15 protein-coding genes and 4 pseudogenes are annotated in these 22,166 nt (G+C 59.2%); 4 read left to right on the top strand and 15 right to left on the bottom strand.

The window, feature by feature from the left end:
• Positions 1 to 6: 6 nt before the first annotated feature.
• Positions 7 to 686: pseudogene (locus tag CAI21_RS00360) on the bottom strand (TIGR00153 family protein).
• A 22-nt stretch (positions 687 to 708) separates the two neighbouring features.
• Positions 709 to 1,719 carry a porphobilinogen synthase gene (gene hemB, locus CAI21_RS00365; protein WP_116300468.1) on the bottom strand — a complete coding sequence of 337 codons (1,011 nt, stop codon included), beginning with the start codon at positions 1,717 to 1,719 and terminating at the stop codon, positions 709 to 711.
• Positions 1,720 to 1,910: 191 nt separating this feature from the next.
• Between hemB and CAI21_RS00370 the strand changes: the two genes are divergently transcribed.
• Positions 1,911 to 2,600, top strand: a complete 690-nt coding sequence (locus CAI21_RS00370; RefSeq protein WP_181919195.1) for a TVP38/TMEM64 family protein — start codon at positions 1,911 to 1,913, stop codon at positions 2,598 to 2,600.
• 352 nt (positions 2,601 to 2,952) lie between these two features.
• The gene (locus CAI21_RS00375) at positions 2,953 to 3,288 is read left to right on the top strand and encodes a c-type cytochrome (RefSeq protein ID WP_116300470.1); all 336 of its coding nucleotides are present in this window, start codon (positions 2,953 to 2,955) and stop codon (positions 3,286 to 3,288) included.
• A 131-nt stretch (positions 3,289 to 3,419) separates the two neighbouring features.
• Here CAI21_RS00375 and CAI21_RS00380 read toward each other — a convergent pair whose 3' ends face one another.
• The 13 genes and pseudogenes from CAI21_RS00380 to CAI21_RS00435 form a co-directional block, all read right to left on the bottom strand.
• Positions 3,420 to 3,842: a bis(5'-nucleosyl)-tetraphosphatase gene (locus CAI21_RS00380; protein WP_309544618.1), complete on the bottom strand. Its 423-nt coding sequence runs from the start codon at positions 3,840 to 3,842 to the stop codon at positions 3,420 to 3,422.
• Between the two features lie 16 nt (positions 3,843 to 3,858).
• Positions 3,859 to 4,929 carry a uroporphyrinogen decarboxylase gene (gene hemE, locus CAI21_RS00385; protein WP_116300472.1) on the bottom strand — a complete coding sequence of 357 codons (1,071 nt, stop codon included), beginning with the start codon at positions 4,927 to 4,929 and terminating at the stop codon, positions 3,859 to 3,861.
• A gap of 177 nt (positions 4,930 to 5,106) precedes the next feature.
• Positions 5,107 to 6,511 (bottom strand): annotated as a pseudogene (locus CAI21_RS00390) (FAD-dependent oxidoreductase).
• Between the two features lie 71 nt (positions 6,512 to 6,582).
• Complete coding sequence (gene gltB, locus CAI21_RS00395; RefSeq protein ID WP_116300473.1) at positions 6,583 to 11,085, bottom strand: glutamate synthase large subunit; 4,503 nt, start codon at positions 11,083 to 11,085, stop codon at positions 6,583 to 6,585.
• A gap of 253 nt (positions 11,086 to 11,338) precedes the next feature.
• On the bottom strand, positions 11,339 to 12,514 hold the full coding sequence (locus CAI21_RS00400) for a deoxyguanosinetriphosphate triphosphohydrolase (RefSeq protein ID WP_404840841.1): 1,176 nt from the start codon (positions 12,512 to 12,514) through the stop codon (positions 11,339 to 11,341).
• A pseudogene (gene aroB / locus CAI21_RS00405) lies at positions 12,511 to 13,598 on the bottom strand (3-dehydroquinate synthase). The gene CAI21_RS00400 and the pseudogene aroB overlap by 4 nt, the downstream one beginning before the upstream one ends.
• Positions 13,599 to 13,611: 13 nt before the next feature.
• Positions 13,612 to 14,073 carry a shikimate kinase gene (locus CAI21_RS00410; protein WP_258868885.1) on the bottom strand — a complete coding sequence of 154 codons (462 nt, stop codon included), beginning with the start codon at positions 14,071 to 14,073 and terminating at the stop codon, positions 13,612 to 13,614.
• A complete protein-coding gene (locus CAI21_RS24425) occupies positions 14,007 to 14,150 on the bottom strand; it encodes a hypothetical protein (RefSeq protein WP_258868868.1) in 144 nt (47 codons plus the stop codon). The genes CAI21_RS00410 and CAI21_RS24425 overlap by 67 nt, the downstream gene beginning before the upstream one ends.
• 186 nt (positions 14,151 to 14,336) lie before the next feature.
• Complete coding sequence (pilQ, locus tag CAI21_RS00415) at positions 14,337 to 16,391, bottom strand: type IV pilus secretin PilQ (protein ID WP_181919196.1); 2,055 nt, start codon at positions 16,389 to 16,391, stop codon at positions 14,337 to 14,339.
• Between the two features lie 17 nt (positions 16,392 to 16,408).
• Positions 16,409 to 16,969 carry a pilus assembly protein PilP gene (locus CAI21_RS00420; protein WP_116300475.1) on the bottom strand — a complete coding sequence of 187 codons (561 nt, stop codon included), beginning with the start codon at positions 16,967 to 16,969 and terminating at the stop codon, positions 16,409 to 16,411.
• The gene (locus tag CAI21_RS00425; protein WP_116300476.1) at positions 16,966 to 17,571 is read right to left on the bottom strand and encodes a type IV pilus inner membrane component PilO; all 606 of its coding nucleotides are present in this window, start codon (positions 17,569 to 17,571) and stop codon (positions 16,966 to 16,968) included. Before CAI21_RS00425 ends, CAI21_RS00420 begins: the two co-directional genes overlap by 4 nt.
• Positions 17,571 to 18,134, bottom strand: coding sequence for a PilN domain-containing protein (locus CAI21_RS00430; RefSeq protein WP_116300477.1), 564 nt, complete (start codon positions 18,132 to 18,134; stop codon positions 17,571 to 17,573). The genes CAI21_RS00425 and CAI21_RS00430 overlap by 1 nt, the downstream gene beginning before the upstream one ends.
• Before the next feature lie 2 nt (positions 18,135 to 18,136).
• Positions 18,137 to 19,194, bottom strand: a pseudogene (locus CAI21_RS00435) (pilus assembly protein PilM).
• A gap of 380 nt (positions 19,195 to 19,574) precedes the next feature.
• Here CAI21_RS00435 and CAI21_RS24430 point away from each other — a divergent pair.
• Both CAI21_RS24430 and CAI21_RS00440 read left to right on the top strand, forming a co-directional pair.
• Complete coding sequence (locus CAI21_RS24430) at positions 19,575 to 20,267, top strand: transglycosylase domain-containing protein (RefSeq protein ID WP_258868869.1); 693 nt, start codon at positions 19,575 to 19,577, stop codon at positions 20,265 to 20,267.
• Positions 20,249 to 22,060, top strand: coding sequence for a penicillin-binding protein 1A (locus CAI21_RS00440; protein ID WP_258867938.1), 1,812 nt, complete (start codon positions 20,249 to 20,251; stop codon positions 22,058 to 22,060). The genes CAI21_RS24430 and CAI21_RS00440 overlap by 19 nt, the downstream gene beginning before the upstream one ends.
• Positions 22,061 to 22,166 lie beyond the last annotated feature (106 nt).

The following is a 22,166-nucleotide window of genomic DNA, read 5'->3' on the forward strand; positions in this document are numbered from 1 at the left end:
AGCCTTTTATTTTGCGAGCATCAGCTGTAGGCGGCTACCGACTTTCTCGGCCGCATCGGCAAGATCGCCCGTCCAATCGAGGATTTTATAGAGGAACATGACGTCGACGGGCGGGAGATCCTTTTCCAGTGTGCGCAAGGTCGCCCGCAGGGCGATCTGCATGTTGTCGGTATCTTTTTCTATTTTCGACAGCTCCGCCAACATGCTCTGTACCAACTCGACTTCCGAACCGCGAAAACCGGTTTCCACCAGCTCGTCGAGTTCGTTAACCGTTTTGGTCGCCTGTTCGGAGGCATCGATCGAGCGATGCAGATAGGCCATGAACGGCTCAACCATCGGCTTGGGTAAGTACATGTCGCGGCCGCGTACCAAGCGGCGATGTCTTTCGCCTTGTTGGCGATCTTATCCTGCGCCCGTAGTTGTTCGAGCAGATCGCGCCGGTCCATGGCAAGAAAAAGCGTCCGGGGGAGATCTAGCCGTAACGCGCGTTTAAGATCGTCCGCCTCATCCTCAAGCTGGGAAACTCGTTCCTGTGCCTTGGCAACGGCGTCGTAATCGCCTGCCGCGACGGCCTCGAAGAGCGGAACCAGTTGCTGAGCGCATTCCAGCACCTTGCTCATGTGCTTTTGCAAAGGGCGAACAGGCGAGGTGCCGAAAATCCCGGAGAAATAGCTCTTAGGACTCATGGGGTATCCCCTGACGGTATAGTTAGGGCGTTCGCAACCAATGAGCTGCGCGCTTTGCGAAGTAGGTGAGAATACCGTCGGCCCCGGCGCGTTTCATCGCCAGTAGCGCTTCCAGCGCACACTTGCGCTCGTCGAGCCACCCGTTTTGAGCGGCGGCCATCAACATGGCGTATTCTCCGCTCACTTGGTAGACAAAGGTTGGCAGTTGAAACTCGTCTTTCACCCGGCGTACGACATCCAGGTACGGCATTCCCGGCTTAATCATTACCATGTCGGCGCCTTCCTCGAGATCCAACATGACTTCCCGCAACGCTTCGTCGCTATTGGCCGGATCCATCTGATAACTTTCCTTGCTACCGCCCTTGAGATTGGCGGCAGAGCCTACGGCATCGCGGAAGGGGCCGTAGAAGGCGGAGGCGTACTTTGCGCTATAGCTGAGGATGCGAGTATTTCGGTGGCCGGCACTTTCTAGTGTGTCTCGGATAGCCCCGATGCGTCCGTCCATCATGTCGCTGGGGGCAACGACATCGGCGCCGGCTTCGGCGTGACTTAAGGCCTGTTTGACGAGGACGGCAACGGTTTCGTCGTTGAGAACATAGCCTTGATCGTCGATAAGGCCGTCTTGCCCATGGACGGTAAAGGGGTCGAGCGCGACGTCGGTGATTACCCCTAATTCCGGAAACCGCGCTTTCAGCGCCTTGACCGCCCGTTGCGCGAGGCCATCGCTATTGTAGGCTTCGCGAGCATCTTCGGTTTTACGTTCCGAGGGCGTGACCGGAAACAACGCTACGGCAGGTATGCCAAGCTCCATCAGCTCTTCGGCTTCCTGGAGCAACAGATCGATCGAGACTCGCTCTATGCCGGGCATGGAGGCGACGGGTTGCCGTTGTTTAACGCCCTCAAGCACAAACATCGGATAGATCAAATCGTCGACGCTGAGGCTGCTTTCTCGGACTAATCGGCGTGAGAAAGCATCCTTTCGCAGGCGCCGTGGGCGCATTCGTAACTGACGGTTATGGTTACGGGCGGTCATAGACGACCTCCTAGTCGCATTCATCGGCAGTGGCCGATTATGCCGTGCAATCGTCGCGGGTCAAGCAGTAAATGGCTGTATCCGCTGTCGACAGAGGTAATCGGCGGCCTTTACACAAGCTTCTTTGGCCTAAGGCGGGGTTCCGGACCCATATCAAACGAAGACGTAATTGGTCTTGGAGAGGTTATCGAATGTCCTGGATCAACTATTTTCGGTTGATCTTTTTAGTTCTGCTACTGAGTGCCTTAGCGGTCGGTGTGTTGTTACTACGAGAATACGACATTACCGACGTCCGCGACCTGTTTGCGGCGATGGGAGCGTGGGCGCCGAGCGTATTTCTGCTGGTTTATATTGTGGCGACGATCATCTGGCTGCCCGGGCCTGTGCTCACTATGACGGGAGGCATGTTGTTCGGGCCCTGGTGGGGAACCCTCTACTCGCTCATTGGTGCGACCGTGGGGGGCGTCTTAGCGTTCATGATTGCGCGCTATTTAGCTCGCGATTGGTTCGAGCGCTCGATAGGGCCACGTCTGCGACCGGTCAAGCGCGGTGTCGACGACGAAGGTTGGCGGTTTGTACTGGTGGCCCGAGTGACCCCGGTCGTTCCCTATGCGGCGTTGAACTACGGTCTTGGGTTAACGCGGATTAAGTTACTGCCTTATACCGTTGCTAGCGCAGTAGGGATGGTTCCGGCGACCTGGGCTTACTCCTACCTAGGAGATGTCAGCGCGCGTATTCTAGGAGAGGAGCCGGCAGGCCCTCAGCCTATTTTACTGGCGCTAGCCGTGTTAATGATGCTGCTTTTCCTGCCCCGCTTCGTGGGTCGGATCCGTCATCATATGCGCGAAGAAGCGGAGCGTTCCAATGACGATCTTTCGTGAAAACGCACGCTTTGTGGTAGCAGGCGAAAGTCTTTAGCAATTCGGTGCCGTAGTGTGACGGTGGGCACGCGCTCGGGCCATAAAAGAAAGAAGATCAACTACTAGATTGACTCCCGTCAAGGGGTCTTTGCGCAGGAGCACCTATGCTTAATACATGCCATAGAGACCCCGGCTGTTGTGGCGGACGAAGAACGGCAGTCATTGGCCGCCGCAGCTCATGACAAGTGGCTGAAAGGGATGCCAGCCCTTCGATGTTATCGCGACCGTAGAGGGTTCGCCGCGCGGGTTAGGAGCGCCCGAGCTTGTGGGTGGATCAGCTTTTGGTAACTGCTAGGGGGTGATGTCCCCCTCAATGACAGCGAGAGTCAATCATGAAAAACATTTACTGATCGTCATTGCGCTCCCCCTATTGTTTTCCGTAGGCCTGGCTCAGGCCGCCAGCATTGAACGGGGGCAGGCTCGTTCAACGTCCTGCGCTGCGTGCCATGGTGCAAAGGGCATCAGCGCCCTGCCGACCATGTACCCCGACCTTGCGGGGCAGTCGGTGGAAGAGCTGAAGCAGGCTTTGCAGGACTTCCGCAGCGGAGAGCGAAGCGATGCCGTTATGCGCGCTCAGGCGCGCGGGCTATCCGACCAGGATATCGCCGACCTCGCTGCGTACTATGCCAGCCTAGAACCGCGTAAATAATAACCAGAACGCGGTGTTGTTCGGTGGCGGAGAGTGCTTGCGAGTTCAGCTCTTCCGCCGCCGCTCCTTTTTCTCTGCGGCCGGATAGGTCGTCGTTCTAGGTGACTCCGGATCGTCGGAGAGATCTTCTGCTAGGCGTCGAACAAGCGCGGTTTCGCCCACTCTAGCACTCGACGTACACGAGGGGCTGCCAGCGCATAGGCGTGATCGTAGTCGACCCAGCGGTATTCGTGATGCTCAGGCCGGCCAAGTTCCGGTGCAATTCCCATAACGACTTTATCCGAGCGTGTTTCGGCGATGTAGTACCGAGCCAGTTTGCCGCGAGCATAGGGCCCGGTTTCCACGAAGTCGTACCCCCAGCGGAAGTCGAGATCATGCAGCCCGGTTTCTTCTTCCACTTCCCGTAAGGCCGCTTGCAGAGGGGTTTCTCCGGCCTCCGTGCGGCCTTTGGGAAAATCCCAGTATTGGTAGGCGCGGAGCATAAGCAGCAGCCATTGGTCACGCTCCCGGCGTACGGGAATAACGCCTGCAGAGAGCACCTTGACCTTCTTCACCCGCACGCCCTCTCAATTAACTCGCTTGGTGGTAGGCGGGGCTAAGCTCGTGTACCGCAGCGATCATCGCCCCGGCGTGCTCTGGGTTAACCTCCGGATGAATGCCGTGCCCCAGGTTAAAGACATGGCCCGAGCCTTTGCCGAAGCTGGCTAAGATGGTCGCGACTTCTTCGCGAATAACCGCGGGTGAGGCATACAAAGTCGAGGGGTCGAGGTTACCTTGCAAGGCGACGCGATCGCCGACGCGTCGGCGCGCGTCGCCAATATCGGTCGTCCAGTCAAGGCCTAGGCCGTCGACGCCAATCGCCGCCATGTCTTCCAACCATTGGCCGCCGCCTTTGGTAAAGAAAACAACCGGCACTCGCCTGCCGTCGCGCTCCCGAATCAGGCCGTCGGCTATCTGGTGAGCGTAGCGTAAGGAGAATTCGCGGTAAGCGCTCGGCGACAAGGCTCCGCCCCAGGTGTCGAAAATCATAAGCGCTTGGGCGCCGGCTTCGACTTGCGCATTGAGATAAGCGATGACTGCCTGCGCAGTTTTGTCGAGCAGCGTATGCAGTGCCTGCGGCTGATCGTAGAGCAGGCCTTTGATCGTGCTGAAAGTCTTGCTGGAACCGCCTTCCACCATGTAGGTGGCGAGCGTCCAGGGGCTGCCGCTAAACCCGATCAGCGGTACCCGCCCGCCCAGTTCGCGTCGAATCAAGCTAACGGCGTCGGTCACATAGCGCAAGTCGCTGCCGACGTCGGGCACCGGAAGGGCTTGAATCGCGGCGGTATCGCGCACGGGACGCTCGAATTTCGGGCCTTCGCCTTGTTCGAAGTAGAGCCCCAGCCCCATGGCGTCGGGGATGGTCAGAATGTCTGAGAATAAGATGGCCGCATCCAGCGGAAACCGATCCAGCGGTTGCAGCGTGACTTCGCAGGCCAGCTCGGGATTTTGGCACAGATCCATAAAGGAACCGGCTTGGGTACGCACGGCGCGATATTCCGGCAAGTAGCGGCCGGCTTGGCGCATCATCCAAACCGGGGTGCGTTCGACGGGTTGGCGCAGTAGCGCCCGAAGTAATAAATCGTTCTTGAGTTCAGCCACAATCGGGTCCGTTCGGCGGAGGCGCGAATAGCGCCGTGACAAGCAGATCAACGTTCACCGCAGTGTAGCATCGACGCGACGTTGGGCGTAGCGGCGTTTGCATAAAAAAGCCGGCAGACCGCAGTCTGCCGGCTTTTCGAGTGGAGCCGTTATAGCAGGGGCTCGTGCGAAACCCCGTTAGACGCCGAGGTAGTTCAGGATGCCTTTCGCGGCCTCCCGACCTTCCCAAACGGCGGTGACGACCAAGTCGGAGCCGCGCACCATATCGCCGCCGGAGAAGATCTTTGGGTTGTCGGTTTGGCCGAAGAATGTTTCGTCCTTGCGAACCTTTACCCGATCTCGCTCGTCTACCGTGATGTTGTGCTCGCCGAACCAGTCGGCCGGGCTCGGCCGGAAGCCGAAGGCGATGATGACGCGATCGGCCGGAATCACTTCTTCGCTGCCCGGTACCGGTTCGCCGCCGGCGGCCGCGCTCGTCGGGGGCACCCAGCTGCGTGGTGATGACTTTCACCCCTTCGACCTTGCCGTCGCCCACGATTTCGACCGGCTGCCGGTTCCACAGGAACTGCACGCCTTCTTCTTTAGCGTTGTGTACCTCGCGGCGCGAGCCGGGCATATTGGCCTCGTCGCGACGATAGGCGCAGACGACGCTCTTCGCGCCCTGGCGGATGGAGGTGCGGTTGCAGTCCATGGCGGTGTCGCCACCACCGAGCACCACGACGCGCTTGTCCTTCATGTCGATGTACTCGCCGGGCTCCTGATCGTAGCCTTGCAAGCGATTGATGTTGGAGATCAGGAACGGCAGCGCCTCGTAGACGCCCTCTTTCTCCTCGCCTGGGAAGCCGCCCTTCATGTAGGTATAGGTACCCATACCGAGGAAAACGGCATCGTACTCGTCGACCAGCTGCTGGAAGGGAATGTCTTTGCCGATCTCGGTGTTGAGGCGGAACTCAACGCCCATGCCTTCCATCAGCATGCGGCGAGTGCGCACGACATCTTTCTCCAGCTTGAACGGCGGGATGCCGAAGGTCAGCAGGCCGCCAATCTCCGGGTATTTGTCGTATACCACAGGCTTTACGCCGTTGCGGGCCAGGATGTCGGCAGCACCGAGGCCGGCCGGGCCGGCGCCGACAATGGCGACGCGCTTGCCGGTATCGACCACGTCGGAAAGATCCGGCCGCCACCCTTGCTTGACCGCTTCGTCGGTGATGTAGCGCTCGACGGAGCCGATAGTCACTGCGCCGAAGCCGTCGTTGAGGGTGCAGGCGCCTTCGCAGAGGCGATCCTGCGGACAGACCCGACCGCAGACTTCCGGCAGAGAGTTGGTCCGGTGCGAAAGCTCCGCCGCTTCGAACAGATTACCTTCCGCTACTAGCTTGAGCCAGTTCGGAATATAGTTGTGAACAGGACATTTCCACTCGCAGTAAGGATTGCCGCAGCCTAGGCAGCGATCTGCTTGGCTGCCGGCTTGCTCCTTGTCGAAGTTGCCGTAGATTTCGCCGAATTTTTGTACGCGAGCCTCGGCCGGTTCCTTGTCAGGATCCTGCCGGGGTACGTCGAGAAATTGGAATATGTTAGCCATCGTCCCCGTCTTCCAACGCTGATGCCGGTAGCTGTAGACGGAGGCGGCATCGGCCGCCTCCGCGCTTTCGATCAGGCAGCTTGTCGTAAGGTGTCGAGCACCGTTTTGATATCCGCCGCCTTGGGTTTGACCAGCCAGAATTTGCCCACGTAGTCGCGGAAGTTATCCAACACTTCCTGACCCCACGTACTACCGGTCTCGGCAACGAACTCACGGATCATGTTGCGCAGGAAGTTACGGTGCGCATCCATGTGTTCGGACTGAATCCGGTGGATGTCGATCAGTTCGTGGTTGTAGCGGTCGACAAAGGTGTTATCCAAGTCGAGCACGAAGGCCAAGCCGCCTGTCATGCCGGCGCCGAAGTTCAGCCCGGTCGAGCCTAGCACGCAGACCATGCCGCCGGTCATGTACTCGCAGCCGTGGTCGCCCACGCCTTCGACAACCGCATAGGCGCCGGAATTGCGGACCGCAAACCGTTCGCCCGCAGTGCCGGCCGCCAGCAGCTTGCCGCCGGTTGCACCATACAGGCAGGTGTTGCCCATGATGGTGGTGTCCTGCGTTTTGAAGTTGCTGCCTTCTTCCGGCCGAATCACCAGCTTACCGCCGGCCATGCCTTTACCGACATAGTCGTTGGCGTCGCCGTTGAGGTACATGTGCAGGCCGCCGGCGTTCCAGACGCCGAAGCTCTGCCCGGCGGAGCCGTTCAGGCGCAGCACGATCGGGGTGTCTTCCATCTCGTAGTTGCCGTGCCGCTTGGCGATCTCGCCGGAAATGCGTGCGCCGATCGAACGATTGTCGTTGCGTACGTGGTAGTGGAACTCGCCGCCGCTCTTGTTCTCGATCGCCGGCAGCGTGTCGGCCACCATTTGTTCGGCCAACTCGCCGCGGTCGAACGGTACGTTGCGCGGCGTGATGCAGTACTGCGGCTGCGTCGGGTCGGCGCCGCCGTCGGACAGAATCGGGCTGAGATCGAGCCGCTGCTGGCGCTCGGTTTCGCCCGGCAGCACTTCCAGTAGGTCGGTGCGGCCGATCAATTCTTCTACGCTGCGGACACCGAGCTTGGCCAACCACTCGCGGACTTCGAGAGCGACGAAACGGAAGTAATTAGCAATCCGCTCCGGCGTGCCGATGTAATGTTTAAGGCGCAACACCTTCTGCTGGGTGGCAACACCCGTGGCGCAGTTGTTAAGGTGACAGATGCGCAGGTATTTACAACCCATCGCCACCATCGGCGCGGTGCCAAAGCCAAAGCTCTCGGCGCCGAGAATCGCCGCCTTGATGACGTCGAGGCCGGTCTTGAGGCCGCCGTCCGTCTGCAGGCGAATCTTGTCGCGCAGGTTGTTCATGCGCAGCACTTGGTGGGTTTCGGACAGGCCAAGCTCCCACGGCGAACCGGCATATTTAACCGAGGTTAGCGGGCTCGCGCCGGTGCCGCCGTCGTGGCCGGCGATGGTGATCAGGTCGGCATAGGCCTTCGCCACACCGGCGGCGATCGTGCCGACGCCGGCTTCCGAGACCAGCTTGACCGAGACCAGTGCAGCCGGGTTGACCTGTTTGAGGTCGTAGATAAGCTGCGCCAAGTCCTCGATCGAGTAGATGTCGTGGTGCGGAGGCGGCGAAATTAGCGCCACGCCCGGCATCGAGAAGCGCAACCGGGCGATCAGGTCGTTGACCTTGTGGCCCGGTAACTGGCCGCCTTCGCCCGGTTTTGCGCCCTGCGCGACTTTGATCTGGAGTACTTCGGCGTTGACCAGGTAATGCGGCGTTACGCCAAAGCGGCCGGAGGCAATCTGCTTGATCTTCGACATGCGCTCGGTGCCGTAACGGGACGGGTCTTCGCCGCCTTCGCCGGAGTTGGAGCGTGCGCCGATGCTGTTCATAGCAATCGCCAGCGACTCGTGCGCCTCGGGGGAGAGCGCGCCAAGCGACATGCCGGCGGAGTCGAAACGCGGCAGTATCTGCTCGAGCGGTTCGACATCGTCGAGCGACAGGCTATCGCCGGCCGGTTTCACTCGCAGCAAATCGCGTAGCGTCGCCGCCGGGCGTTCGTTCACCATGTCGGCGAACTGCCGGTAGACTTCGTAATCGCCGGTTTCCACCGCTTCCTGCAGGGAGCGCACCACGTCCGGATGATAGGCGTGGTATTCGCCGCCGTGCATGAATTTCAGCAAGCCGCCTTGGCGCAGGCCGCGGCTGGCTTGCCAGGCTTCTTGGGCCAGCTGTTGCTGGTCGCTTTCCAGATCCTGGAAGTTCGCGCCTTGGATACGGCTGGTGGTGCCGTTGAAGCACAGCTCGACGACTTCGTCGTGCAGGCCGACGATCTCGAACAATTGGGCGCCACGATAGCTGGTGATCGTGGAAATACCCATCTTCGAGAGGATCTTGTACAGACCCTTGTTGATGCCTTTCCGATAGTTCCGGCATAGCTCGACCAGCGGCGCGCCTTTCAGCGTGCCGGTGCGAATCAAGTCGGCAATGCACTCGTAGGCTAGGTACGGATAAACCGCCGAGGCACCGTAGCCGATCAGGGTTGCGATCTGGTGCGAGTCGCGGGCGGTGCCGGTTTCGATTACCAGATTACAGTCGCAACGCAGGCCTTCGTTGACCAAACGATAATGTACCGCGCCGGTGGCCAGCAGGGCGTGTACCGGCAGGCGGTCGCGGTCGACGTTGCGGTCCGACAGTACGATGATGACCTTGCCGGCACGTACGGCGGCGACGGTTTCTTCGCAGATCCGTTCGATCGCAGCCTTCAGGCCCTCTTTAGGCGCGTAGTTAAGATCGATGACCTGCGCAGCGTAATCCGGGTCGTCTTTGCTAAGCAGTTCTCGTATCTTGGCATGCGAGAGCACAGGCGAGTCGGAAATTAGGCGCTTGGCGTGCGCCTCCGTTTCCTCGAACAGATTGCGCTCACGTCCGAAGCAGGTCTCCAGCGACATAACAATCTGCTCGCGCAGCGGATCGATGGCCGGATTGGTGACCTGTGCGAACTGCTGGCGGAAGTTGTCGTACAGCGAACGAATCTGTTTGGACAGTACCGGCAACGGCGTGTCGTCGCCCATCGAGCCGACCGCTTCCTGGCCGGACTCGGCCAGTACGCGGACTACTTCGTCGCGCTCCTCGAAGCTGACGTTGAACAGCTTCTGATAGGTGCGGGACTGTGCCGGCTCCATCGGTTCCGGGCCGTCTTCGTTCTGCAGGTTGGAACACAGGCTCTCGGCGTGCTCCTGCAACCACTTTTTATACGGTTGTCGACTCTTGAGGCGAGCGTCGATGTCGCGCGGCAGCAGCAAATCGCCGGTCTGAGTGTCGACAGCGAGCATTTCGCCCGGTTTGAGCCGGCCTTTGCTGACCACATCCTCGGCCGTGTAGTCATAAACGCCGATCTCGGAAGCCAAGGTGATGTGGCGATCCTTGGTGATGACGTAGCGGGCCGGGCGCAGGCCGTTGCGGTCCAGCGAGCAGGCGGCATAGCGGCCGTCGGTGAGCACGATACCGGCCGGGCCGTCCCACGGCTCGCAGTGCATGGAATTGTACTCGTAGAACGCACGCAGATCGGCGTCCATGGAGTCGACGTTCTGCCATGCCGGCGGAATCAGCAGCCGTAGCGCACGGAAGATGTCCATGCCGCCGGCCAGCATCATGTCGAGCATGTTATCCAAGCTGCAGGAGTCCGAGCCCTCGGTGTTCACCAGGGGCCGGATGTCGTCCATGTTCGGCAGCAGCTCGGTTTCGAACTTCGCCGCCCGCGCATTGGCCCAGTTCCGGTTACCTTGCACGGTGTTGATCTCGCCGTTGTGGGCGAGGAAGCGGAATGGCTGTGCCAGGCGCCATTGCGGCCAGGTGTTGGTCGAGAAGCGCTGGTGGAATACGCATTGAGCGGACTCCAGGCGCTCGTCGCGCAGGTCCGGGAAGAATACCGGCAAATTGGCCGGCATGATCAGGCCCTTATAGGAAATGACCTGGCTGGACAGGCTCGGGACGTAGAACGTCTCGTCGCTCGCCTCTAGCGCCTTCTCGGCCCGTCGGCGGGCGATGAACAAGTGGCGGTCGAAGCTGGCCTCGTCCATGCCGTCGGGGGCGTTAACGAACACCTGCTCGATAACCGGCAGGGTTTTGAGCGCTTCTTCGCCGCAGGCCTCTTCATTGGTAGGGACGCTACGCCAGCCGGCGACGGTCAACCCCTGCGTTTCTAGTTCGCGGTTGAGTACGCTGCGGGCTTTTTCCGCCTGCGTATTGTCCTGGCTGAGGAATACGCACCCTACCGCATAGCTCTGCGCCAGGGCGAAGCCGAGTTCGTCGGCTACCGTGCGCAGGAAGCTGTCCGGCTTTTTCATGAGCAGACCGCAGCCATCGCCGGTTTTGCCGTCAGCGGCAACCGCGCCGCGATGAGTCAGGCGCGCCAGGGCGTGGATAGCGGTTTCTACCAGCCAGTGGCTCGGCTTACCGTCCATATGGGCGATTAGGCCGAAGCCGCAATTATCCTTTTCGAAACTTGGCCGATACAGACCGGGCTTTTTGCTGTTTGCGTAACTCACGGGGAATAAAGCCTCTGAGTTATTGGGAACGGTCATTGAAAGTCGCCTAAATGGGCGTGATTCGCTGCTCCTATAGGGCGCTGGACCACGTTTGGCCATGAGCGACCCTCCCCTGACCGAGGACAAAGGGCCGAGCAGTATACAGTTTTGCTAAGATGCGTTCAAACCTGTGTTATGTGAAGGGTTTTTGGTTTCGAAAAACGACCGGTCGGCGGCGTAGTTAAAGGGCAAATGGTAAGGGGGGAGGCGTGTTTCCTTAAGCTGGCTATTCAGAGTGTCGGAATCCCGGTTAGGTAAGGCGCCGCGGATCGAATAATTTTTCATGCTCGTCAATGGCGAAACGGTCCGTCATACCCGCAATATAATCGGCGACGGCTCGTGCGCGGCCGGCCTCCCCGGTTTGGGTTTCTAGAATGTCGGCTCGCTCTTGCTGCTGGGGTGGCAGTAAGTTTGGCGAGTTGAAGAAGGCATCGAAGAGTTCGCGAATAATGCGTTTGGATTTCGCGTTCATTCGATTGACCCGATGATGGCGATAAAGGTTCCGGAACAGGAACTGTTTAAGCTCCGTGTGGCGATGCCGCATAGCGTCGCTGAATCGGAGCAACGGCTTGGACTGGGCGCGGACGTCGTCGATGCTGCCCGGCTGGGCGTTGGCGATGGCCGCACGGCTGGCTTCGATAAGATCGGCGACTTGCAGGCTGATCATGTGCCGTACGACTTGATAAATGACCCGCCGGGCGGGAAGCGTTGGGTGCTCTCGGTGCACTCGCTCGAACAGTTCTCCTAAGAGCGCCGTTGCTTTGACTTCCTCGACGGTAATAAAACCGGCACGCAGGCCGTCGTCCACATCGTGGCTGTTGTAGGCGATTTCGTCGGCTAAGTTGGCCAATTGCGCTTCTAGGCTGGGTTGCGTGCCGTTTATGAAACGCTCGCCGAGGGCCCCCAATTGCCTTGCGTTCTTCTTCGAGCAATGCTTCAGAATGCCCTCGCGGGTTTCGAAGCTTAGATTGAGGCCGGCGAATTCCGCATAACGCTCTTCCAGCTCATCGACAACCCGTAACGATTGCAGGTTGTGTTCGAAGCCGCCGTAGGGACGCATGCAGTCGTTGAGCGCATCCTGGCCGGCATGGCCGAAGGGGGTGTGGCCCAAGTCATGGGCGAGTGTGATGGCTTCGGTCAGATCTTCGTTAAGGCCTAGTACCCGCGCGATGGTGCGAGCAATCTGCGCAACTTCGAGCGTGTGCGTTAAGCGTGTACGGAACAGATCGCCTTCGTGATTGACGAAAACTTGGGTCTTGTATTCCAGCCGCCGAAAGGCTGTGGAATGGATGATCCGGTCGCGATCGCGTTGAAACTCGCTACGGTATTCCGGTGCCGGCTCGGGAACCCGCCGCCCCCGGCTGTGGGTGGGGTCGGCGGCATAGACCTGTAGCGTGCGCATCCAAGGGGCGGTAGGTTCGCTCATGCGGAAGCGGTTCGGCTATAGTGATTTAACGTTCGGTTCAGTGCCGCGGGCTCGAAATCGGCGCTTAGAACGGCGTTGCCGATGGCCTTTAACAAGACCAAGCGTAATTTCCCGCCTAGCGCTTTCTTATCCACTGCCATCAGCTCCAGAAAACGTTCGGGCGTCATCGGCGGTGGCGTAAGCGGCAGTTCGGCTGCGGCCAGCAACGCTTCGGTCGCCCGCTGCTCCGCTTCGTCAAGCCAGCCCAGCTCGTGGGACATATGGGCCGCCATTGCCATGCCGGTAGCGACGGCCTCCCCGTGTAGCCAGCTTGTATAGCCGGTTTCGGTTTCGATGGCGTGGCCGAAGGTGTGGCCGAGATTGAGTAGCGCCCGCTGATTGGCCTCACGCTCGTCCGCCGCCACGACTTCGGCTTTGTTGCGGCAGGATTGCTCAATTGCGTAGGCCAGGGCTTCCGGGTTGCGTTCAAGCAACGCCTCAATGTTGTTTTGTAGCCATTGGAAAAAGGCCCGATCTCGAATCAAGCCGTACTTGATCACCTCCGCTATGCCGGCCTTGAGTTCCCGCTCCGGCAGGCTGAGCAGCGTGTCGGTATCGGCGAGTACGCAGCGGGGTTGATGAAAGGCCCCGATCATATTCTTGCCGAGCGGATGGTTGACGCCGGTTTTGCCGCCGACCGAGGAATCCACTTGGGCGAGTAAGGTCGTCGGGATTTGAATAAAGTGCACGCCCCGCTGATAGGTTGCGGCGGCAAACCGGTCAAATCGCCGATCACGCCACCGCCGAGGGCAATCAGAGTCGTCTGCCGATCCATCCGCTGCGCCAACAGCGCATCGTAAATTTGTAAGGCGCTATCTAGCGTTTTGTAGCGCTCGCCGTCCGGTAGAATCAGTTTAGAAACCTGAAACGCAGAAAGCGCTGTTTCGACGCGCTGCATATAGAGAGGAGCGACGGTTTCGTTACTAACGATCAAGACTTGTTGGCCGGGGATGTAGGGTGTCAGCAATTCCGGGCGGCTCAGCAAGTCCGGGCCGATATGAATAGGGTAGCTGCGTTCGCCGAGTTCGACGGTTAGGGTTTTCATATTCGCTAAAGGCCTATGTCCGACCATAACTAGATTGGGGTGATGACTTCAATTGGCTAACGATGGCTTTGACCACGGTGTTCGGTTTGCCGTGATCGGTGTTGGCGATGATGTCGGCAATTTCCCGATACAGGGGGTCGCGTTGGGCCAGCAGCTCCGCTAAACGTGCTTGCGGGTTAGCCGTTTGTAACAGCGGACGGTTCTTATCGTGCCGAGTTCGAGCCAGTTGTCGGTCGACCGATGTTTCCAGATAGACCACGGTCCCCCGTTCGGCCAGATAGCGGCGATTGGCTGGTGTGACGACGGCGCCGCCGCCGGTGGCGAGCACAAGCCCTGGTTGTTGGGTCAATTCGTCGATGATAGCCGCTTCCCGCTGGCGAAAGCCTGTTTCCCCTTCTAACTCGAAAATCAACGGAATACGGGCGCCGGTGCGTTCTTCCAGAGCGCGGTCGCTGTCGACAAACTCAAGCCCCAGCGTTTGCGCCAGCCGCTTGCCAACAGTGCTTTTACCTGCCCCATGGGGCCTACGAGAAATATACGATCGGATTCCATGGCTATATCGACTACTTCATGCCGATGCTCACTATAACGTAGTTCGCAAGTTTGCGGGGAGAGGGCTGGGGCGGTTATTCCGCCTTCTGTATGAGCCGAGCGAAGCGCACCACACCACCCTGCAAGAGCGAGATAAACAAAAAAGCCACCCGAGTAGGGTGGCTTCTCGTGTCCCGCCAGCGGGCGTTACTGATTGACGCTCAAGGACTCGCTGAGCAACTTCGGCGTTACGAAGATCAGCAGCTCGCTGCGGTTGTCGACCCGCGAGGTCGAGCGGAACAAAGAACCCACCAACGGTAGTTCGCCGAAGAAGGGAATGCGGCGAACGCCTTCGGTATTGGTACGTTCGTAAATGCCGCCCAGTACGACCGTCTCGCCGTTATCCACCAACACTTGCGTGGTGACCGACTGGGTGTTGATCGCCGGCCCCGCCGGGGTGTTCGCGCCGGGGCTGTCTTTGCTGACATGCAGATCGAGCAGAACCCGGTCGTCGGGGGTGATCTGCGGGGTTACCTCCAAGCCTAAAACCGCTTTCTGGAAGGCGATGCTGGTGGCGCCGCTGGCCGTGGCTTGTTCGTAGGGAATCTCGACGCCTTGCTCGATCGAGGCTTGCTGCTGGTTGGCCGTAATGACCCGCGGGCTGGAGACGATATCGCCCCGGCCTTCGACTTCCATTGCCGACAACTCAAGTTGCAACAGCTCGGTACCGATGCGGCCGACGGCAACCCCAATGGAACCCCGCTGGCCTTCGACGGGCATGTCGACCAGCAGGCCGCCCGGGACGTTGAAGTCGCCCGCACCCAGGCCGATGTTGGAGCCGCGGGTACCGCCTATGGTGCCCGTATGGTCGCTGCCGACATCGCCGCTGCGGGTGTAGCCGAAACGTACGCCCAAATCGCGCGTGAAATCGTCGTTGGCGATAACGATGCGCGATTCGATTAATACCTGGCGTACCGGCACGTCGAGCTGGGCGATCAGGTTGCGGATGTCGGTCAGGTTGCTTTCGGTGTCGCGAACGATGAGCGTATTGGTGCGCTCGTCCAGCGTGACCGAGCCGCGCTCGGATAACAACGACGTTTCGCCACTGCGAATCAAGCTCGCAATGTCGCTGGCTTTGGCATAGTTCACTTGCATGAATTCCGCCCGTAACGGTGCCAGAGTGCGAATTTGCTGCTGGGACTCCAGCTGCTGACGTTCGCGGGCGGCAATCTCCTCGGCCGGGCCGATCAGCATGACGTTGCCGGTTTGGCGCTTATCGAGGCCGCGGCTTTGCAGAATAATATCCAGCGCCTGATCCCAGGGAACATCTTGTAGGCGTAAGGTCATACTGCCGCCGACACTGTCGCTGACCACCACATTGAGGCCGGTGAAGTCGGCGATCAGCTGGAGTACGGCGCGAACTTCGATGTCCTGGAAGTTAAGCGACAAGCGGTCGCCGCTGTATTCCTGCTCGGCGCGCTGGGCGCGCTCTTCTTCAGTGATCGGCTGTACTTCGATAGTCAGGCGGCTGCCGCTTTGGTAGCTCATGTGATCGAAATTGCCAGCATTGGAGATCACAACGCGCACGTTGTCGCCCCGTTGGCGCGTGTCGATGGTTTGCACGGGAGTTGCGAAATCCGTGACGTCGAGGCGTCGCTCCAATCGTTGCGGAATCCGGGTGTTAAGTAAATTAGCCACTACGCGATCGCCTTCGGCGCGAAGGTCGACCGGAATGTTGGGGTCGGCGAGTTCTAGGATGACTCGGCCGGTACCGTCCGGGCCGCGACGGAAGTCGATGTCGGTGATGCCGTCGCCGGCGCGCGCCGCGGTGCGCTGGCGTTCGGCCGTCGAGCTACCGCCTTGGGAGCGGGGTGGCTGCATGACTAACTGAATTTCATTGCCTTCCGCGCTGATGTCGTAAGGAACCATTTGGGCTAGGCGAATCACAACGCGAGTACGTCCGCCAGCTTCGGCGGTAGAGACGCCCTCTACCGCGCCGACACCAATACGCAAGCCCCGCTCGGACAGTGCGTTGCGGGTATCGGGTAAATCGAAGGCAATGCGCGCCGGGTTTTCCACCAAAAACGGTTCCGGCGCATCGATCGGTTCAGCTAGCGTGAAGGTGACCTGTACTGCGTTGCCGGATAAGGTGGTGTAGTCGATCCCAGTCAGCGAATTGGCGCTGGCGTGGGAGGAGCCGAAACCTATTAGCAGCAGAATCAGTGTCAGCCAACAAGCGCTGGAATGAGTTCTTCTTTGCATCGTTATTACCCCCAAGGTCAATCCCTTACTGCCAGCGCGGCGTCTCTTCTGATCCAGCCGCCTTGTCCATCTCTTACTAGTTCTCGAACTTCTATGCGGTTTTCGCTGATCCCGACGATTTCGCCGTGATTCTGGCCCACATAGTTCCCGATGCGAACCCGGTGTACGGTGCCCGAGGTATCGCGAATTAGGCCCCATAACGTGCGTTCCCGCTCAATAGTGCCCATCATCCGCAATGAGTCTAGCGGATGTTCTTCTAAATGTTCTCGCGGTCGATGCGGATCCGGTCTCGGTCCGTCCGTGGGGCGGCGGCTGCTCACCGCCGGTTGGGGCGGTGCGAACGGATCGCGTAGCCCGACCGAGAAGTACTCGAAAGACTCGAAAGGGCGCATCTCCGGAATAGGTTCGATTTGGCCGCCGGGGCGTTGCTTCACTTCCCGGATATAGTCGTCGAGGTTATCGGCATCGCGCATGCAGCCCGTATTCAACAATAAAGCTGCCAGCAGCACCCCCAAAAAAGAAGGCGTGATGTTACCGTTGCGGCCGAAGCCCCGGACGCGGTACTTATCCCGTTTCATCGTCCGCTATCCTCTTCCAGATACCAGTAGGTTCTGGCCGTCAGTTCCATTGTCAGTTCGTTATCGGTCGGCCGAATATCCAAATTATGCAGTGTCACAATGCGTGGCAGGTTGGCTACGCCGCTGACAAAATCGCCAAACTGGTGATAATCGCCACGCACGCGGATGCGGACCGGCAGCTCGGCGTAAAAGTCACGCTGTACTTCGCGATCCGGCTGAAACAGCTCGAACTCAAGGCCGGCTGAGAGCCCGGTTTGGGATATATCCACCAGCAGTTTGGCCACTTCGGCACGGCTCGGTAGTTGCCGCAGCATGGTGCCGAAAGATGCCTGCATCCGTTCGAGTTGTTCTTCGTAGGCTTCGAGGTTGGCTGCCCGTTCGGCGCGCAGCTCGAAGGTGCTGCGCAATTCTTGCTCTCGCATCTGGACGCGTTCCAACTGCGCCGCTTGATCTCGCCAGCCGAACCACCATCCCAGCGCAACGATCAAGGCGGCAAGTACTACGGCAAGGGCAATCTTGACGGGCAATGGCCCGTTGGCGAGTTCTTGAACATTAACGTTGTTCAGATCCGAGAGGTCGACGTTGAGGGAGCGTAAATCCATTATTCGGCTCCTTCTTCGTCGTTAGGGGTGGTTTGCTTTACCCGCAGGGTGTACTCGCTGACGCGCCGGTTGTCGCGGCTGCGCACCTGGATGACGTCCAGGCTCGGCTCGGCGAGCCAGTCGGAGCTGTCGAGGTTCTCCATGTAGGTGGAAACGCGTGCGTTCGACTCGGCTATACCGCTGATGGTAAGGCTGTTGCTGTTTTGTTGAATCCGGGTCAGATGGACGCCTTCCGGTACGGTGTCGGCTAGTTGGTGCATCAAATGGACGATCTGGGGCCGGCCCTGCTGAAGGTCCTGAATCACATTCATGCGTGCAATCAGGCTTTCTTTGGTGGCCTCTAAATCGCGGATGCGCGCAATTTCTCGGTTGAGTGCGTTGATTTCCCCTTGCAGTTGGGTATTACGACTTTCCCAGAAACCGATCTCGTGGTTGTAGTAAGCGTGGCCGGCAAACCAGATGATTACGCCAGCCACGGCCGCTCCGCCAAGCATGGCTAGAAAGCGGTCGCGATTATCCTTGCGTATTTCCTCGCGCCAAGGCAGGAGGTTGATCCTAGTCATTTTTAGTCAAAGCTCCTCATCGCCAGCCCACATGCTGTCAGCAGTGCAGGGGCATCTTCCGTGAGTCGTTGTGTCGGGACGCGGCGGGCCACCGTCATACTGCCGAAGGGGTTGGCTACGGAGGTGGGGGTCCCTGTTTCTTCTTGGATAAGTTCGACGGCGCCGGGAATGGCTGCGCAACCGCCTGCCACCAGAATGTGGTCGACGCTGTTGTGTTGCCCTGAGCCGAAGAAAAACTGTAGCGAGCGTGTTACTTGCTGCGCCATGGTTTCCTTGAACGGAATGAGGACTTCTTCTTCGTAGCCGTCGGGTAAGCCGCGGCCGCCATTGCGTTTGGCGCGCTCGGCTTCTTCCTGCGACAGGCTGTAGCGCCGCATTAGCTCTTCGGTGAGCTGCTTACCGCCAAAGACCTGTTCACGGGTATAGATAATCCGGTCGCGGTCGATAACGGTTAATGTGGAAAGGGTGGCGCCAATATCCATGACGGCGACAGTTGCCGGTTTGGCTGGAAGGTGTTGGCTGATGAGGGTTGCCGCCGTTTCCGTCGAATAGCTTTCGACGTCGACGACGCGCGCCATAAGGCCGGCGTCTTTCAGGGCGCCGATGCGAACTTCGACATTCTCGCGGCGCGAGGCAACGAGTAGAACATCGACCTCGTTGGGATGCTCCGAGGGGCCCAGGATTTCGAAGTCGATGTTGACCTCTTCCTGGGGGTAAGGCACGTGCTGGTCGGCTTGTAGCTCGACGTGCCCCTCAAGGTCGGCACCGGTGAGAGTCGCCGGGACGGTGATGATCTTGCTGATAGCCGCCGAAGGCGCACCGCCACCGCCGCCATCTTGCCGCTTGTGCCGGCGCGCTTGACGGCGACGCGGATGGCCTTGGCAACGGCGTCGGCGTCGGCGATATGCTTTTCTACAACAGCATTGGGAGGTAGAGGTTCGACCGCGTAATGTTCGACTCGAAAACGATTGCCCTGTTGTTTCAATTCGAGCAGTTTTACTGCGGTGGAGCTAATATCAATGCCGAAATCCGGTGTGCGCTTAGTTCCGAACAGGCCCACTTTATTTTCCTTATAGGTTGTCGGCTTGCGAGAGATAGCTGCGTAATCACATTCAATGATATGCGCAACTATAGGTCAAGACGTGAAAAACAAAAAATCACGATCAGTTAACCGTTGCCCCCTGTTGCCCTGTTATACTCGTAGCGTCCATGCCGGGACCAACCCGGATGTTGCGTAACTTATTCTGGAGCCCATGTCCGTCGTGTTATGCCAAAAGGCTGTTGAACACTCTGTAACGGTTTGGGGCTCTCATGCCCGGTTAAGCGTACTGCCGGCCACTGCGGCGGCCGATACAGCGACCGGCCAAGGCTCTTATGCCGGAGCCGTTTATGACCGGCGGTCACGCAACGCGGCATCCGCACTACACGAATGAAGCACCCATGAGACGCGCTATCCGTTATCTTATAGTACTATTCTTGCTCTTTTCGCTTGCAGTTTCCATAGCTGGAGGCGTTGCCTACTTCATTTTGGCGCCTAAGTTGCCGGAGGTGGAGTCGCTGCGCGACGTTAAGCTGCAAGTCCCGCTGCGGGTTTATTCTCAGGATGGGAAGCTGATTAGCGAGTTTGGCGAGCAACGTCGCGCGCCGCTACGCTACGAAGATATCCCCGAGCAAATGATCCAGGCCTTCCTGGCCGCCGAGGACGAGCGTTTCTTCACCCATCCTGGCGTCGATTACCAAGGTTTGATTCGCGCCGTCTGGCACATCGTGCGTACCGGCGAGATGGGGCCGGGCGGTAGTACGATTACCATGCAGGTAGCGCGCAATTTCTTTTTGAGCCGAGAGAAGACATACCTCCGTAAGGCCAACGAAATATTGTTGGCTTTGAAAATCGACAGAGAGCTCAGCAAGGAAGAAGTGCTGGAGCTTTATCTGAATAAAATTTTCTTAGGTCATCGGGCCTATGGCGTTGGTGCTGCCGCCCAAGTTTATTATGGCCGTTCGGTCGATGAGCTGACTTTGGCCGAAGTCGCCACCATTGCAGGCTTGCCGCAAGCACCCTCGGCGGCGAATCCGGTCAGCAACCCCCGAGCGGCGTTGCACGCCGGGGGTATGTGCTGCGTCGCATGTTGAGCTTGGGCTATATCACTCAGGCCGAGTTCGACGAGGCGATGGCAGCGCCCTTGACGGCGCGCGTTTACGGCTTAAGCGCCGAGGTTGAGGCACCGTATGTTGCCGAAATGGTGCGAGCGGAAATGGTTACCCGTTTCGGTACCGAAGAGGCCTACACCGGTGGTTATCGCGTGTACACCTCGCTCGATTCGAACATGCAGCGAGCCGCTAACAGTGCGTTGCGAAGTGCGTTGTTGAGTTATGACGAACGGCATGGCTACCGTGGGCCGTTGGCTCAACTTGAGGCCGACGTGCTTGAAGACCCCGAGCAGCGTGCAGTGGCGATGGCTCCATATCGTCCGGTAGCCGGATTGTTGCCGGCCGTGGTGGTGTCTTTAGAGGTGGGTAAAGATGTCGAGCCTTCCGGCGAGGAGGAGGCGAAAGGCGTTCGCATCTATCTGCCGGCTTACGACGAGGAGCGCGTGCTGCCGTGGGAAGGCATCAGGTGGGCTAGGCCTTTTCTCAGTCGCAATGCGCAAGGACGCTTCCCGAGCGCGCCGGGCGACGTGTTTGATATCGGAGACGTGATCCGAGTTCGCGAGACAAGTAGCGGTCTGCGGCTTGCGCAGGTGCCGGAGCCGGAAGGGACGTTGGTGGCTGTATCTCCCAAAGACGGCGGTATCTTAGCGCTGGCAGGGGGCTTCGATTTCTTCCACAGCCGATTCAACCGTGCGACGCAAGCGCAGCGCCAACCCGGTTCCAGCTTTAAGCCTTTCGTTTACGCGGCGGCCTTGGATAAGGGGTATACGCCGGCAACCATCGTTAACGATGCGCCGGTCGTATTTGAGGATGCGGCGTTGGAGGGAACTTGGCGACCGGAGAATTATAGCGGCCGTTTCTACGGGCCGACGCGTCTGCGAGATGCTTTGGCTTTCTCGCGAAACCTGGTGTCGATCCGCGTTATGCAAAGCATTGGGGTTGGTTATACGGTGGATTATATGGAGCGGTTCGGCTTCGACCCGCAACGGATGCCGCGTAACCTTTCCTTGTCGTTGGGTAGTCCGGACGTCACGCCGTTGGAAATTACTTCCGCTTATGCGGTGTTTGCTAATGGCGGTTATCGGGTTGAGCCATGGTTTATTGACCGTATTGAAAGAGCAGATGGCGAGGTGCTTTATCGGGCAGCACCGCTAATTGCCTGTGACGACTGCATCGAGAGCAGCGATTCCGACGAAGGTTGGACAGAAGTGGGCTTCGATACCGCTGCGGCGGACGATATGGCGGCCGTCGAAGAGCTACACCGTTTGCCTATGCCGGAACCTTCGCCTGCGCCGCGGACATTATCGGCGCAGAACGCGTACCTAATGAACTCCATGTTGATGGATGTGGTTCGGCAAGGTACAGGGCGGCGACTGTTGCAGCTAGGGCGTTCCGATCTGGCAGGCAAAACGGGTACCACTAACGAACAAAGGGATGCTTGGTTCGTGGGTTATAACGGCGATGTCGTGGCGACGGCATGGGTAGGGTTTGATCAATCGTTACCCTTAGGCGCCGGCGAAACCGGTTCTAGCGCTGCATTGCCGATGTGGTTGGAGTTCGTACGGGTAGCTTTGGACGGTAAGCCGGAGCGTGTCTTGCCGCAGCCGGAAGGTATCGTAACCGTGCGAATTGACCCCGATACCGGTCTCGTGACAAGTGCCAACAATCCGCGGGCGATTTTCGAGATCTTCATGGAAGATAATGTGCCCGCGGAGGATGGGGGAGACCGGCCGAGCAGCGGCAACGGCGGAGGGCCAAGCGACTCGTTGTTCTAGTGGGCTTTAGAAGCGTGGGGCGTCTTGGCGGCCGGCAGGCGGTGTGGGCGCCCTTACCCGATCGATGTCGAGTCTGTGTGGCGGCGCTTCAGTTCTTTCATCGTCC

Source organism: Alkalilimnicola ehrlichii, from assembly GCF_003399765.1.
Taxonomy (GTDB): domain Bacteria; phylum Pseudomonadota; class Gammaproteobacteria; order Nitrococcales; family AK92; genus AK92.

Coding starts and splice junctions, on each gene's coding strand:
- hemB (WP_116300468.1), bottom strand. CDS start 1,719: ATGACCGCCCGTAACCATAACCGTCAGTTACGAATGCGCCCACGGCGC.
- CAI21_RS00370 (WP_181919195.1), top strand. CDS start 1,911: ATGTCCTGGATCAACTATTTTCGGTTGATCTTTTTAGTTCTGCTACTG.
- CAI21_RS00375 (WP_116300470.1), top strand. CDS start 2,953: ATGACAGCGAGAGTCAATCATGAAAAACATTTACTGATCGTCATTGCG.
- gltB (WP_116300473.1), bottom strand. CDS start 11,085: ATGACCGTTCCCAATAACTCAGAGGCTTTATTCCCCGTGAGTTACGCA.
- CAI21_RS00400 (WP_404840841.1), bottom strand. CDS start 12,514: ATGAGCGAACCTACCGCCCCTTGGATGCGCACGCTACAGGTCTATGCC.
- CAI21_RS24425 (WP_258868868.1), bottom strand. CDS start 14,150: ATGGAATCCGATCGTATATTTCTCGTAGGCCCCATGGGGCAGGTAAAA.
- pilQ (WP_181919196.1), bottom strand. CDS start 16,391: ATGCAAAGAAGAACTCATTCCAGCGCTTGTTGGCTGACACTGATTCTG.
- CAI21_RS00420 (WP_116300475.1), bottom strand. CDS start 16,969: ATGAAACGGGATAAGTACCGCGTCCGGGGCTTCGGCCGCAACGGTAAC.
- CAI21_RS00425 (WP_116300476.1), bottom strand. CDS start 17,571: ATGGATTTACGCTCCCTCAACGTCGACCTCTCGGATCTGAACAACGTT.
- CAI21_RS00430 (WP_116300477.1), bottom strand. CDS start 18,134: ATGACTAGGATCAACCTCCTGCCTTGGCGCGAGGAAATACGCAAGGAT.
- CAI21_RS24430 (WP_258868869.1), top strand. CDS start 19,575: ATGAGACGCGCTATCCGTTATCTTATAGTACTATTCTTGCTCTTTTCG.